The sequence below is a fragment of the Parafrankia sp. BMG5.11 genome, assembly GCF_004337455.1.
In genome coordinates this window covers 359,045-372,395 of sequence record NZ_SJXI01000044.1, presented here as the reverse complement: position 1 = coordinate 372,395, position 13,351 = coordinate 359,045, and the positions used below count along the sequence as shown (strand labels likewise).

Annotated in this window: 10 protein-coding genes; 3 read left to right on the top strand and 7 right to left on the bottom strand. The window is 73.2% G+C overall.

What is annotated here, in order from left to right:
- Positions 1 to 12: 12 nt before the first annotated feature.
- A complete protein-coding gene (locus tag E0504_RS28890; RefSeq protein WP_131626134.1) occupies positions 13 to 1,395 on the bottom strand; it encodes an FAD-binding oxidoreductase in 1,383 nt (460 codons plus the stop codon).
- 69 nt (positions 1,396 to 1,464) lie between these two features.
- Positions 1,465 to 2,352 (bottom strand): LLM class flavin-dependent oxidoreductase, encoded by an 888-nt coding sequence (locus E0504_RS28885; RefSeq protein ID WP_112108592.1) that lies wholly within the window; start codon positions 2,350 to 2,352, stop codon positions 1,465 to 1,467.
- 731 nt (positions 2,353 to 3,083) lie between these two features.
- On the opposite strand from E0504_RS28885, the gene E0504_RS54370 reads away from it, so the two are divergent.
- Positions 3,084 to 3,725 (top strand): response regulator transcription factor, encoded by a 642-nt coding sequence (locus tag E0504_RS54370; protein ID WP_373693948.1) that lies wholly within the window; start codon positions 3,084 to 3,086, stop codon positions 3,723 to 3,725.
- A gap of 217 nt (positions 3,726 to 3,942) precedes the next feature.
- Here the strand turns inward: E0504_RS54370 and E0504_RS28875 are convergent, their stop codons facing one another.
- On the bottom strand, positions 3,943 to 5,145 hold the full coding sequence (locus E0504_RS28875) for an amidohydrolase family protein (protein WP_071064907.1): 1,203 nt from the start codon (positions 5,143 to 5,145) through the stop codon (positions 3,943 to 3,945).
- 453 nt (positions 5,146 to 5,598) lie between these two features.
- Positions 5,599 to 6,102 (bottom strand): PPOX class F420-dependent oxidoreductase, encoded by a 504-nt coding sequence (locus E0504_RS28870; protein ID WP_071064908.1) that lies wholly within the window; start codon positions 6,100 to 6,102, stop codon positions 5,599 to 5,601.
- 288 nt (positions 6,103 to 6,390) lie between these two features.
- Between E0504_RS28870 and E0504_RS28865 the strand changes: the two genes are divergently transcribed.
- On the top strand, positions 6,391 to 7,812 hold the full coding sequence (locus tag E0504_RS28865; RefSeq protein ID WP_131626132.1) for an FAD-binding oxidoreductase: 1,422 nt from the start codon (positions 6,391 to 6,393) through the stop codon (positions 7,810 to 7,812).
- 38 nt (positions 7,813 to 7,850) lie between these two features.
- The gene (locus E0504_RS28860; RefSeq protein ID WP_131626131.1) at positions 7,851 to 11,483 is read left to right on the top strand and encodes a BTAD domain-containing putative transcriptional regulator; all 3,633 of its coding nucleotides are present in this window, start codon (positions 7,851 to 7,853) and stop codon (positions 11,481 to 11,483) included.
- Between the two features lie 210 nt (positions 11,484 to 11,693).
- On the opposite strand, the gene E0504_RS28855 is transcribed toward E0504_RS28860, so the two are convergent.
- The 3 genes from E0504_RS28855 to E0504_RS28845 all read right to left on the bottom strand — a co-directional run bounded on the left by E0504_RS28855 (position 11,694) and on the right by E0504_RS28845 (position 13,217).
- Positions 11,694 to 12,137, bottom strand: coding sequence for a nuclear transport factor 2 family protein (locus E0504_RS28855; RefSeq protein ID WP_112109002.1), 444 nt, complete (start codon positions 12,135 to 12,137; stop codon positions 11,694 to 11,696).
- 60 nt (positions 12,138 to 12,197) lie between these two features.
- Positions 12,198 to 12,629: a TIGR03618 family F420-dependent PPOX class oxidoreductase gene (locus E0504_RS28850; RefSeq protein ID WP_160144367.1), complete on the bottom strand. Its 432-nt coding sequence runs from the start codon at positions 12,627 to 12,629 to the stop codon at positions 12,198 to 12,200.
- Positions 12,630 to 12,878: 249 nt separating this feature from the next.
- A complete protein-coding gene (locus E0504_RS28845; protein ID WP_112108998.1) occupies positions 12,879 to 13,217 on the bottom strand; it encodes a DUF362 domain-containing protein in 339 nt (112 codons plus the stop codon).
- Between the last annotated feature and the right edge of the window lie 134 nt (positions 13,218 to 13,351).

Below are 13,351 nucleotides of genomic sequence, written 5' to 3'. Positions count from 1 at the left end.
GGGCCGGCGGCGTCAGCTCGCGGGTGGCACCGGGTGGTTGGCCCGGATCACGTCGGCGGGGTCGTAGGCCGCCTTGATCCGGGTCAGCCGACGGTGGACGTCCGCGCCGAACAGCGCCTGCCCCGGCTTGGGACGCTCGGCGAAGTTCAGGTAGCACCCGCCCGTCGACCACGGTGCGAGCGAACGGTGGACGGCATCGACCGCGGCTGTCACCGCGCGGGTCGCCTCCTCGGTCGGGGTCATGCCGGCGGCGAACACCGCGAACGCCGCGTCGATCCCGTCGACGGCCCCGCCCGCCATCGCGCCGGGGCGCAACGCGCCGCCGAGGTGGCGCAGCTCGAGCGACAGCAGAGCCGGCCCGTGCGCGCGGGAGACGTCCACGAACACGTCGATGGCCTGTTCGGGCAGCTCGCCGAGCAGCATCCCGTCGCCGTGCGCGGGGACGGGGCCGGGCGGGTCCATGTGCAGCAGCCCGAACTCACCGACCGGTGTGGGTTGGAACGTGTCCAGCTCGGGCTCGAGGGCGCGCAGCGGGGCGGGCAGCTCGTCGGCCTGCCCCACCGAGAGCTGGCAGGCGGCCTCGACGACGACGTACGAGCGGCCGGACAGATGCGGTGGCAGCTCCGGTAGCGGCGGGAAGTGCAGGATGCGGCCGACGGAGGCGACCTCGTCGGGCACCGACGGCAGCCACTCCCGCCACGCCCGCAGCACCTCCACCGCGCGCTCGGCCGGGAAGAACAGCACTCCCGCGTACACCTGCGTGATCGGGTACAGCCGGAACTCCAGGGCGGTGACGACGCCGAAGCTGCCGCCCCCGCCGCGCAGCGCCCAGAACAGGTCGGGGTCGTGGTCGGGGTCGACCCGGCGGAGCGCGCCGTCGGCGGTGACGACCTCGATCGCGACGACGCTGTTCGCGGCCAGCCCGTGTGAGCGGCCCAGCCAGCTGAGTCCACCGCCGAGTGTGTAGCCGGCGACGCCGACGTCCGGGGCCGATCCGGCGAGCGCGGCGAGGCCGTGCTCACCGGCCGCCGTGGTGACGTCCGCCCACTGCGCGCCCGCCTCCACCCGGGCGAGCCGCGCGCGGGCGTCGATGTGCACGCCGCGCATGGCGGACGTCCGCAGCAGGATCGAGCCGGCCAGGTCGCCCATCGGCCCGGCGTTGTGGCCGGTCGACTGGGCCGCGACGCGCAGGCCGAGCATGCGGGCGATGTTGACCACCATGACGATGTCTCGGACGGAGGCTGCGACGACGACCGCGGTGGGGCGCTGGTCGACGGCGAGGTGCCAGGCCTGCCGGGCGGCGTCCCAGCCGGTGTCGCCGGGGCGCAGCAGGCTGCCGTCGAGGTCGGTGGCGAGCAGGTCGAGTGCGGAGGCGGCGGGAGGCGCGATGGTCATGAGATTTCCTCCAGTGACAGGAGCGCGAAGGACGACGAAAGGCGAAAAGCGAAAAGCGAACGAAGACGATCAGGAGCTGAGCGGGTGGTGATCAGACGGCGGCGGGAGTGCGCAGCGCGACGCGGGCGAGCCGCTCGAGCTGGGAGATCTCGGCCGAGCAGGGGGCGATGACGATCTCGTCGGCGCCGGCGGCGGTGAACTCCTCGACGCGGCGGGCGACGGCGTCCTCGTCGGTGGCGGCGGTGCCGGCGATCCAGCCGGCGAGGTCGGCGCCGAGCCAGGAGTAGTAGTGGCCGATCGCGCCGGCGGCGAGTTCGGGACCGCCTCGCCGAGCGCGGCGTAGAAGACCGCCATGGTGCGCGGCGTCCCGGGTCGGCCCGCCTCCCGCCAGGCGCGGTGCACGGTGTCCACACCGGCGGCGAACTGGTCGGGAGTGCCGACCATCATCGTCCAGCCGCCGCCGTGCCGGGCCGCGCGCGGGCCGGCCAGCGCCGCGTCGCCGCCGATGAGCAGCCGGGGCCCGCCGGGCCGGGCCGGGGCGGGGCCGATGCCCCACTCCCCGTTCCAGATTCCGCGCAGCTCGTCGAGCTGCCGGTCCAGGCGGGCGCCCCGGCTGCGGAACGGGATCTCGCAGGCGGCGAAGTCGTCCGCGCGCACGCCGACGCCGACGCCGAGGGTGAGCCGCCCGCCGCTGGCCCGGTCGATGCTCGCGGCCTGCTTGGCGAGCAGCGCCGTCCGGTGCTGCGGGGCGATGAGGACGTTGGTGACGAGCTCGACGCGGCTGGTCACCGCCGCGGCCATCGCCAGCGCGACCAGCGGGTCGACGCTGTCGTACACGACGCGGTCGATGACGGCGACGGAGTCGAATCCGCATTCCTCGGCGCGGCGCGCCCAGGTCGTCACCGCGTCTCCCGGTGCGCCGGGGACAGCATTGGGAAGGGCGATTCCGAGCTTCATGATGTGCTCCCGCGGTGGGGGTCGCCGTCATCGAGAAGCCTGCCGCCGTTCACCGACCGGACCCATCCCGCGAATCGCGGGACCTCCGCGAGCGCACCTCCCCCGGTTCGATGGCCGGCCTTTCACCGACCCCTACAGATGGGGGGTTGTCGCCCCGCGCCCGCCGACCGCACACTTGCCACGCGGACGCGTCCGGGCGGTGCGCGTGACCAACGGGGGAAACAGTGCGCGGGTCGACGTCGACAGTCGAGAGCCAGCTGTCATCCCTGGCGGATGTCTGCACGAAAGCCGAGACCTGCGAAGGGCTGTTCGAGGATGTCTCGAACCGGCTTCGCCGGCTGGTGCCCTTCGACGGGGCGGGCTGGTTCGCCACCGACCCGCTGACCGTCCTTGCCACCAGCCCGGTCCGGGTGGAGAACATCGAGAACAGCCGATGCGAGTCGTACTGGGAACGCGAATGCCTCGTCGAGGACGTCCTGCTCTTCCGTGATCTCGCCCGTTCCGAATCGGGCGTCGCGACGCTTTACACGGCGACGGACGACCAGCCCGCCCGCAGCGCCCGGTACCGGGAGTTCATCGCCCCGCAGGGCTACGGCGACGAGCTGCGCGCCGCGTTCCGGTCGGGCGGGAACACCTGGGGCGTCGTCGACCTGTACCGGGACCGGGACCGGGCCCGGGCCCGGGCCCGGGGCTCGTTCACCGCGACCGAGGTCGAGCTCGTCCGCACGCTCATGCCGGTGATCGCGGCCGCGCTGCGTGCCTTCACCACCGCCGTGCCTACGCGGCCCGCTGCCGCGGGCGCGGCCAGCGGTCCGGGCACCGCACTGTTCGACACGTCGGGGACGCTGCTCTCGCTCGACGAGAACGCCGAGCGGCTGTTCGCCGAGCTCGCCGGCCCGTCCTGGGCGTTGCCCTCGGTGTCGATGACGCCGGTGCTGGCCGTGGTCGCCCGGGCCGCCGCCGTCCACGAGGGCCGCGACCGCGGGCCCGCCGCCGCGCGGCTGCGGGCGGTCTCCGGACGCTGGATCTCGATTCACGCGTCCTGCCTGCGCCAGCCGAACGGCCGGCCCGGCCCCACCGCGCTGACGATCGAGCCGGCGAAGTCGGCGCAGATCGCGCCGATCATCGTCGAGGCGTACTGCCTGACCGTGCGCGAGCAGGAGATCACCCGGGCGGTCGCCCGGGACCTGTCCAACCAGGAGATCGCCGCCGAGCTGTTCCTGTCACCGCACACCGTGCGGGACCATCTCAAGGCGGTCTTCGCCAAGGTGGGCGTCGGCAGCCGCGGTGAGCTCGTCGCGAAGCTGTTCGCCGAGCACTACGGGCCGGCCCTGCACGACCCGGCGGCCGCCATCACGCACGTGCAGTACTGACCGGAGCAGTCCCGACGGCCGCACGACCAATCCGGCGCCGACACCGACACCGCCGCTGCCGCCGACTCCGCCGACTCCGCCGACGACGATCATTCGCGGGACGGCGCTCGTGGTTCCACCACACACGAAAGCGGCCTGGCCGGCACCGCACGGATCACTCGTGCGATGCCGGCCAGGCCGGTCTGTCAGGGTGCGACCCGCGAAAGGCGGGACGCCCTCAGGCTGCGAAGGGCAGCTTCAGCGCCTCGGCGAGGTTGCCGCCCATCACTCGGGCGATGTCCTCCTTGGGCAGGCCCTCGAGCTCGTTCACGTAGGAGACCGGGTCGGACATCCCCTCGGCGTGCGGGTAGTCGGATCCGAAGACGACCCGGTCGACGCCCAGGAGATCGATGAGGCCGCGCGGGTTCTCCTCGTGGAACGGGTGGATCCAGACGTTGCGCTTGAGCACCTTCAGCGGGTCCTCGTCGTACAGCTTCGGGCTGTGCGCGTACGAGGTGCCGACGGCCTCGACGAAGGGACGCACCCACCCGGAGCCGTTCTCGACGGGCAGGATCCGCAGGCTCGGGAACCGCGTGAGGAGTCCGTGCCCGATCAGCGAGGCGACGGTGTCGAAGATGCCCCGGCCCTGGAGGTGCATGATGTCGAGGAAGGCGGACGGCGAGGCGAACGGGAGGTGCTCACCGTCCTGCCGGCCCTCCCACATGTTGTAGTAGCGGGTCAGGCCGTCGTCCGAGGAATGCAGGCCGACGGTGATGTCCGCCTCGACGACCTTCTGCCAGAACGGGTCGAACTCGGGCAGCGCGAACGACCGGAAACCCTCGTAGCCGGGCACGGGAGCCGGCCGGATGAGGATGATCTTCGCACCGCGCTCGAGAATCCACTCGAGTTCCTTGATGGCCTCGCTCACGATCGGCAGCGTGATGACCGGCGTGGCGAAGATGCGGTCCTCGTAGTTGAAGCTCCAGTGCTCGTGCATCCACTGGTTCAGCGCGTGGACGACCACGTGCGTGGCCTTCGGGTCCATGCGGAGCCGGTCCTCGAGCAGGCTCGCCAGCGTCGGCCACATGAGTGCCCGGTCGATGTTCAGCTCGTCCATCAGGGCGAGGCGGGGCTCCGGGGAGAAGAAGGCCTCCGGGGAGCGGATCGGCTTGCCCATCAGCTCCCGGGTCGACTTCCCGTCCGGGTTGCCGTTCTTGAAGTAGTCCTCCCAGGCGCCCGGCCGCGCGACGACGCTGAAGGTCGGGTTCGGGATGTACTCGGAGATCACACCCCTGACCGCGATCTTGTCACGCCCGTTGACCTGCACATACTTGATCAGGCCGGCGTATTCCTCGGGGAGGAACTTCGTGAACGCGTCGGGTGTCTCGTACATGTGGTTGTCGGCGTCGAAGACGGGAAAGTCGACTTTGGTCGCGGGCACGTATTCCTCCGTACTGGCTGGCCGAACCACTCCAGCCGAATGCCACGAGACAGCCGCACGACTCCCCCGGCACGGCATGGGGCCGGGACGTACGACTACCCCCTTACGTCATCACTGACCTGAGGCGAAATTACCACTTATTGATATCGACGTCAATATTGCCTGGATGGCTTGTCCCGGGACGGGTCGCAGCGCCCGCCCGAGTCCAGCTGGGGGGCACCGCCGGCGGCGCGCCGAGATCCAGACCTCAGGCGTCCGGCGGAGCCGAGGGCGGGAACGTGACGGACAGCGGGCAGCGGCTGCGAGCCGTGAGCCGTGAGCCGTGAGCCACGTTGGACAGCGAACAGCCACGGACCGCGAGCTTCCAGGAACAGTGCGAAGCCGTGAACCGCGGCGGGCGGGAGGCGCCGGAACGCCGGGGCCGCGGTCAGACGCCAGGACGCCCGGTCGCGGTCAGGCGCCGCCCGGGCTCGACGGACTCGGCTGGTCGGCCCCCTGGAGCAGGCGGGCCGGGAAACCGCCGCGGCTGATCGGGCTCCAGCCGTCGACGCGCAGCCGCAGCAGCACCTTGCCCTGCCGGACCATCGCCTGGCGGTACTCGTCCCAGTCGGGATGCTCGCCGCTGATGCTGCGGTAGTAGTCGACGAGCTCCTCGACGGCCGCCGGCTGGTCGACGACGGTGATCGTGCCGTCCACCTGCGCCCACTCCCCGTTGAACTCGTCCGACAGCACGAGGAGGGAGGCGCGCTCGTCACGGCGGGCGTTGCGGACCTTGGCCCGCTCCGGGTAGGTCGCGATCACGACGTCGCCGGATCCGGACACGCCCATCGTCACCGGTGACGCCTGCGGTCTGCCGTCCCGGCGGGTGGTCATGAGGATGCCGCGGTGCCGGGGACGGATGAAGTCCAACAGGGCGGCACGGTCGACGACGACGTCTCGCGCGGCGGTCGGACTCACCCGGCCATCGTAAGACCCGGGGGCGGTCCGGGCCGCTGGAGAAGCGCTCGGCCTCATCGCTGCCGCGCGTTCCGAGCGCGGTGCCTGCTCGCTTTTCCGGGCGCCTCCGGGCGGCGCGACCAGGCGTCCAAGCCGCACGGCCACGGGGCCCAAGCGGCACGGCGGCGGCGTCCAAGTGGCACGGCGGCGGGGCGCAAGCGGGCGGCGGCGAACGACAAGTGGGGTCCAAGCGGTGGACCGCACGCTCATCCCGTCCCGTTCGACACCGCTCGACCAGACGGAGCCGTCATGTCCTTCACGCCCGACTCCTCGTCCCTGCAGCTGCCGCTGGCCGACCTCGCCGGCAAGATCAGCGGTGATGTCCTGCTGCCCGGCACCGCCGCCTACGCCGCGGCCGCCACCCCGTGGAACGTCGCCGTCGCCGTCTCCCCGGTGGCCGTGGTCGCGGTCGCCGACGCGACCGACGTCGTCACCGCCGTCCGCTTCGCCGACGCCCACGACCTGGACGTCATCGTCCAGTCCACCGGCCACGGCGCCCTCGCCCACACCCGGCCGAGCCTGCTCGTCCACACCGGTCGCCTCGACGAGGTCACCATCGACCCGGCCACCCGCCGGGCCCGGGTCGGCGCCGGGGTGCGCTGGCAGCGGGTGCTCGACGCCGCCGCCGAGCACGGACTCGGCGCGCTCGCCGGATCCGCGCCGCACGTCGGCGTCGTCGGGTACCTGACCGGCGGCGGCCTGTCGCCGGTCGCGCGGACCTTCGGCTTCGGAAGCGATCTCGTCACCGCCTTCGACGTCGTCACCGGGGACGGCGAGCCGCGCCGGGCCACCGCCACGGAGAACGCGGCGCTGTTCTGGGCGCTGCGCGGCGGGAAGGGCGCGCTCGGCGTGGTCACCGCCGTCGAGTTCGAACTGCTGGACGTCGACCGGATCTACGGCGGCTGCCTCTACTTCGACGGCGCGGACGCCGACCGGGTCCTGTCGGCGTGGAAGACGTGGTCGGCGGGGCTGCCGGAGCAGGCGTCGACGTCCATCGCGATCATGCGGCTGCCGGCGATGCCGGCGGTGCCCCCGCCGCTGGCGGGCCGGTGCACCGTCGCGGTCCGCTACGCCTGGGTCGGGGACCCGGCCGACGGCGAGCGGGCGATCGACCCGATCCGCGGCCTCGCGCCGGCGATCTTCGGCGGGCTCGGCGTCATGCCGTTCACCGCGCTCGGGATGATCCACGCCGACCCGGTCGACCCGATGCCCGTCCACGAGCGGTCGGTGCTGCTGCGGGAGCTGCCGGACGCCGCGGTGCGCACCCTGCTCGCGCTGACCGGGCCGGCCGCCGACTGCCCGCAGGTGTTCGTCGAGCTGCGGCTGCTCGGCGGCGCGCTGGCCCGCGAGCCCCGGGAGTCGAGCGCCGTCTGCCACCGGGAAGCGGCTTACTCCTTGCTGACCATCGGCATCGCCGCCCCGCCGATCGTCGAGGCCACAGCCGGGCACGCCGCCGCGGTGATGGACGCGGTGCAGCCGTGGTCCGGTGGAATCTCCGCGCCGAACTTCGGCTCGACCACGGACCCGGTGCTCGTCGCGCTCAAGTACGACATGGCCGCGCTGGCCCGCCTCGCCACGCTCACCGCCAGCTACGACCCGCGCGCGCGGATGGCCGCCTCACACCCGGTGCGGGCCGCCGCCGGTCTGGTGCAGTCGCGGGCGCGGTCCTGATCCCGCATCCCGCGAGCCAGTACCGCGAAGACGGCATCATGAGGGGCGTGCCGTACTACCGCCTGTTCGGGTCGATCGAGGTCGTCCGGGACGGCCGGCCGGTCCAGCTCGGCGGCCCCAAGCAGCGGGCGGTGCTGGCCGCCCTGCTCCTCGACGCCGGCCGGGTGGTCTCCGTCGACCGCCTGGCCGGCGCCGTGTGGGGCGACGAGCATCCGCCGAGCATGCTCTCCAGCCTGCACGCGCACATCTCCAACCTGCGGCGGCTGCTGCGCGACGACGAGCGGGCCACCTCACCGATCGTCCGCCGCACCCCGGGCTATCTGGCGGACGTCCCCCCGGACGACCTGGACCTGCGGCTGTTCGAGCGGGAGTGCGACCAGGCCCAGGCCGCCGCCGACGCCGGGGACTGGCCGGACGCGGTGGCGGCCGCCGACCGGGCGGCGACGCTGCGCCGGGGCCCGCTGCTCGCCGAGTTCGGCGACGAGCCGTGGGTGCGCGGCGTGGCGAACGCGGTCGACGAGCGGTGGGCGCAGTGCGAGCGGAGCGCGGTCGTCGGCCTGCTCGGCTCCGGGCGGATCACCGCCGCGGTGCTGCGCTCCCGCCAGCTGGTGCACGACGCCCCGCTGGCGGAACGCGCCTGCCACCTGCACATGATCGTGCTCTACCGGGCGGGGCGCGCGGCCGAGGCTCTCGACGCCTTCCGCGACCACGCCCGGCGGCTGGCCGACGAGCTCGGCCTGGAGGCCAGCCCGGCGCTGCGCGACCTGCAGGGCGCCATCCTGCGCCAAGACCCGGCGCTGGATTCCTGGCCAGCCTCCCCCCGCACCGCCGGCCGAGCCACTCCCACCACCCCGGCAGCTCCCACCGGCCCAGCCAACACTTCCACCGGCCCAGCCAACACCGCCGCCGCGGCCAACCCCGCCAACCCGATCGCCGTCAACCCGATCGCCGTCGGCGCGGCCCGCCCCGCCGCCCCGACCACCATGGCCGGCAGCGGGGCGTCCGAAGGCGAGGGAACGCCGGGAGTCCGGTACGGGGAACTCGTCGGCCGGGTGCGCGAGATCGCCGTGCTCGACTCGGTGCTGTCCGAGGCGATGACCGGGCCCGTCCGCTGGGTGGTTCTCACCGGCCCCGCGGGCATCGGCAAGAGCCGGCTCGCCGAGGAGGCCGCCGCCGGCTGGCACCGGGCCGGCGGGGCGGTCTCGCGGACGGGGTGCCCCGACGACGACGCCGTCCCGCCCTGGTGGCCGGTGCGCCAACTGCTGCGTGACCTCGGCGCCGACCCCGACGATCTGCTGACCCCGCCGAGCGGCGCCGACGCGGACGCGGCCCGGTTCGTCGTCTACGGCCGGGTGCTCGACGCACTCTCCGAGGCCGTGCGGACCCGTCCGCTGCTGGTGGTGGCCGAGGACGTCCACTGGGCGGACACCGCGAGCCTGCGGCTACTCACCCACCTCGCCGACGCCGGGGCGTGCCCCGGGCTGGCCCTCGTCGTGACCGCCAGGGACGTCACCGGCCGCCCCGAGCTCGACCGGCTGCTCGCCGCCGCGGCCCGCCGGCACGGATCACGGCGGCTGGCCGTCCCACCGCTGACCGAGGGCGAGGTGTCGGAGCTGGTCAACCGGATCAGCGGCCAGGCCATCGACGACGCCGAGGCCGCCGAGCTGGCCGACCGGACCAGCGGGAACCCGTTCTTCGTCTGCGAGTACGCCCGCCTGCCCGCCGAGGACCGCGCCGGCGGAAAGGTACCCGTCGCCGTGCGCTCGGTGCTCGGGCAGCGGCTCGCCGTCCTCGATCCGGCGGTGCTCCAGGTGCTGCGCGCCGCCGCCGTCATCGGCGACGTCCTGGACATCGACCTGCTCGGCAAGGTGACCCGGCTCGATCGCGACGAGCTCGCCGACCTGCTGGACGAGGCCTCGGACGAACATGTGATCGTCCAGGCCGCCGGCACCGGGCGGTACATGTTCGCGCACGCGCTGCTGCGCGACGAGGTCGTCGCCGGGATCTCCAGCCTGCGCCGCCAGCGGCTGCACCTGCGGGTGGCCGAGGCCCTCGGCCCGGTGGACGGCGGCCCAGGCAGCGGAGGCTCCGGCGGCGGCTCCGGCAGCGGCTCCGCCGGGGGCGGCTCCGGTGGTGGCGAGGCGCTCTCCCGCCGGGCCGCGCATCTCGCCGCCGCCTGGCCGCTGGCCGAGTCCGCCGACGTGTTCGACGCCTGCCGCGCCGCCGCCCTCGACGCGGAGCGCCGCTGGCAGTCGGAAGCCGCCGCGCACTGGTGGGGCCAGGCGCTGGAAGTCCTCGACCGGAGCGCCGGTGATCTCGACATCGACCGGGACGAGGTGCTCGTCGCGCGGGTCAGCGCGCTCGCCCGCGCCGGGCGGGGCCAGACGGTGCTCGACGTCGTCGACGCCGGCCTGCTCGACGCGGTGCGCCGCGGGCGGCTCGACTCGGCCGGCCGGCTGGCCGCCGCGCTGCTACGGACCAGCGGATCCTGGCCCTGGGCCGTCTACGGCGACGACCCGGCACCACTGCTGGCGCGCCTCGCCGGCCTGGAGACCCTCGTCGCCGCCGACCCCGCCGCGCACGTCCGGGTGCTGGCCGCGCTCGCCGTCGGCAGCGCCTACGACCCGGACGGCTCCGTCCCCGACCTGCTCAGCCGCCGGGCGATCGAGCTGGCCGAACGCATCGGTGACGACGAGGCGTTGGCCGACGCGTTACTCAGTCGGGCACTGGTGTTCTCCGGGATCGCGGAGCGGGCCGCCGAGTCCGTCGAGCTGCTCAACCGGCTGGCCACCGTCCCGCACGCCAGCGCGCAGATCGACGAGGTGATCGCGCACGGGCTGCTCTACCTGGCGAAGACGGAGCTGGGCGACCCGGGGTCCGCCGAGCACGTCCGGCTCGGCGCGCTCGGCAGCGACCTGCTGCGGCTGCCGGCCAGCCGGGTGCAGTTCCGCTGGGCGCAGGGCTCACTGGCGCTGTGGCGGGACGACGACCTCTCCACGGCGGAGGAGATCTACCACCACGCCTTCGCCCTGCACCGGGAGACCGAGCTCTACGAGAGCGGCGTGTACCACCTCGCGCTGCTCGCTCTGTGCTGGGAGCAGGGCCGGCTGGACGAGCCGGACGAGCCGGACGAGCCGGTGCCGATCAGCCCGTTCGTCCCGTGGGCGCCGGCGCTGACCGCGGTCGCCCGCGGCGAGCCTGATGCCGACAAGCTGCTGATCGCGGAGATCGCGCAGGTCGAGCCGGTCACCTGGACCACCCACTCGCGGCTGACGATGCTCGCCCACGCGGTCGCCGACCTCGGCCTGCGCTCACAGGTCAGCACACTGATGGCACGGCTCACGCCCGTCGCGCACTGCGTCGCGAACATCGGCCAGTGCGGCTACGTCGGTACGGTCGCGCTGGCCCTCGCCCGGCTGGCCGCACTGGGCGGCGACCTCCCGGGCGCGCGCGAGCATCTGCGGACCGCCGTGGAGGTCGCCACCCGCGCGCAGGGCGTCGGCGCGCTGCTGCGCTGCCGCCTGTTCGCCGCGGAGCTCGCCGCGCTCGCCGGCGACCCCGTGGACCTCGACGACCTGCGCGATGTCGCCGACCGCGCCGCACGGCGCGGCATGATCGGCGTAGCCCGCGACGCCCGCACACTCCTCACCCGTCACATCGACCCGACCTGACCGCGACCGGGCGGCCGGCTCGTCCGGGAGCGGAGCCCTCGTAAGGACAGGATGTTCACCAGCGCCCATGTCCGCATCGCCTGGGAGGCGTTGCGCGACCGGGGCTGGTCCGAGGCGGCCCGACCGGCACCGTAGGTTGACCTGCCCCGTTATCCCTGACCCTGCCGACGGAAATACCACGACCCGCGTTCGCGGGGGGGTCGATTTCCGTCAGGCGGTGGCAGGTCCGGTCATGTCGACGCGGAGGCGGGTCAGCGCCGAGGAGGCGATCCGCCAGGAGCCGTCAGTCTTCGCGTAGGTCTCGTGGTAGTGACCGAAACCGGTCATCGCGTGGCCGTTCGCGAACCAGATCCGGTCCTCCATGGCCCAGATGCCGGTGGCCTCCGACGGTGAGGTCAGCGTGATCTCCGGGGTGTGTCCGTGGTGGACGGTGACCGCCTCCGCGAGGTGGGAGCTGACGAATCCCACGAACGCGTCGGCACCGGCGATCACCCCGCCACCCGACCCGGTGGTGTCGACCACCAGGTCGTCGGTGAAGAGCCCGCGCAGGCCGTCCCAGTCCTTCGTGTCGAGCAGCCGGAAGTAACGGGCCTTCAACTGCTTGATGGCCTCGACGTCCTTGCTCACCTCGAAGCTCACCGCGAAGTCGTCCACGGGCGTTCCTCCACTTCCCGGCGTTTCCCCGACCTGCCAGTCGTCCACGAGGCGGGCCCGTCAGGCCCGGTGCAGCAGGCCGTACAGGCGGTTCACCTCAAGCCGCATGACCATGCGGCTTGCCTCGAGCATCTGGTGGTCGAACGCCGGCCGCTCCGCCGCCCCGTTGAAGACCGAGTGCACGGCGTACAGCTCGTCCGTCGCCTCGTCGCCCGGCGCGCTCGGGATCGCCAGCGTGACCTCGCCCTCCGCGACGGCGAAATTGAAGAAGTCGCCGCCGGGCACGTGCAGCACGGCCCTGGGGTCGCGGAGCAGGTTGCGGCCCTTGGCCCGGACGCCCGTCGTCGAGACACGGACCAGCCGGCGCTCGGCGTCGGCAACGTAGTAGACGTTCGAGAGGTGGGGCAGCCCGGTCTCGCCGATCGTGGCAAGAATGCCCTCGTTGCGGCTGGTGACGGCCTCCCAGAGCGCGTCCTGGCTGGGCGGTCTCACCACGACCGCCCCGACCGGCGTGACCGTTCCACCAATGATCCCCCAGACGATCGCTGCGGCGTCCGCTCACCGTGGTGGCACGCCGCCCCTCGGCCACGGACGGGCATCGCAAGCACGGCTTCACGGCGCTGCTTCTCCCTGGTCGGAGTATCGACCAGGGAGCGGACCAGGCGCATCTGTCTGGAGGCCGGCAGCGATCATCCGCCGGCGTGGCCTCGTGGCGAGGTGCCCCTCCACCCGCCGCGATACCTACTTCTTGTACACGGCGACGAATTCCGAGTCAGCATTGATCTTGCCGACCTCAGCGGCACCACCCGGCTCGCCGAGCGGCTCGTCCCGGCCGGGCAGGACCTCGGAGAAGAACAGCTCCTCGCTCTTGATGAAATCCTGCTCCTCGTCCGGGACCATCTCGTCGATCATCGCCGCCCCGACCGGGCAGGCGACCGCACACGCCCCGCACTCGGTGCATTCATCGGGGTTTATGTACATCTTGCGGTTTCCCTCGTAGATGCAGTCGGCCGGGCATCCGCCACCCAGGCACGCGCCGTCCTTGACATCGATGCACGCGGAGGTGATCACGAATGGCATGATGATATCCTCTCCAATCAGCCGAACAGGACGGCGGCCGCCGACCGCGGTGCACCCGCGCCCGACAGCCCGCTTTTCTCGGCCGCGCGCCGACCGGAGTAGGCCGAATTCCGGCGAACCCGCATAGATTATTG

What these genes read in the sequence shown, in the direction of transcription:
- E0504_RS28890 (WP_131626134.1), bottom strand. Translation starts at nt 1,395, where the DNA reads ATGACCATCGCGCCTCCCGCCGCCTCCGCACTCGACCTGCTCGCCACC.
- E0504_RS28885 (WP_112108592.1), bottom strand. Translation starts at nt 2,352, where the DNA reads ATGAAGCTCGGAATCGCCCTTCCCAATGCTGTCCCCGGCGCACCGGGA.
- E0504_RS54370 (WP_373693948.1), top strand. Translation starts at nt 3,084, where the DNA reads ATGCCGGTGATCGCGGCCGCGCTGCGTGCCTTCACCACCGCCGTGCCT.
- E0504_RS28865 (WP_131626132.1), top strand. Translation starts at nt 6,391, where the DNA reads ATGTCCTTCACGCCCGACTCCTCGTCCCTGCAGCTGCCGCTGGCCGAC.
- E0504_RS28860 (WP_131626131.1), top strand. Translation starts at nt 7,851, where the DNA reads ATGAGGGGCGTGCCGTACTACCGCCTGTTCGGGTCGATCGAGGTCGTC.
- E0504_RS28845 (WP_112108998.1), bottom strand. Translation starts at nt 13,217, where the DNA reads ATGCCATTCGTGATCACCTCCGCGTGCATCGATGTCAAGGACGGCGCG.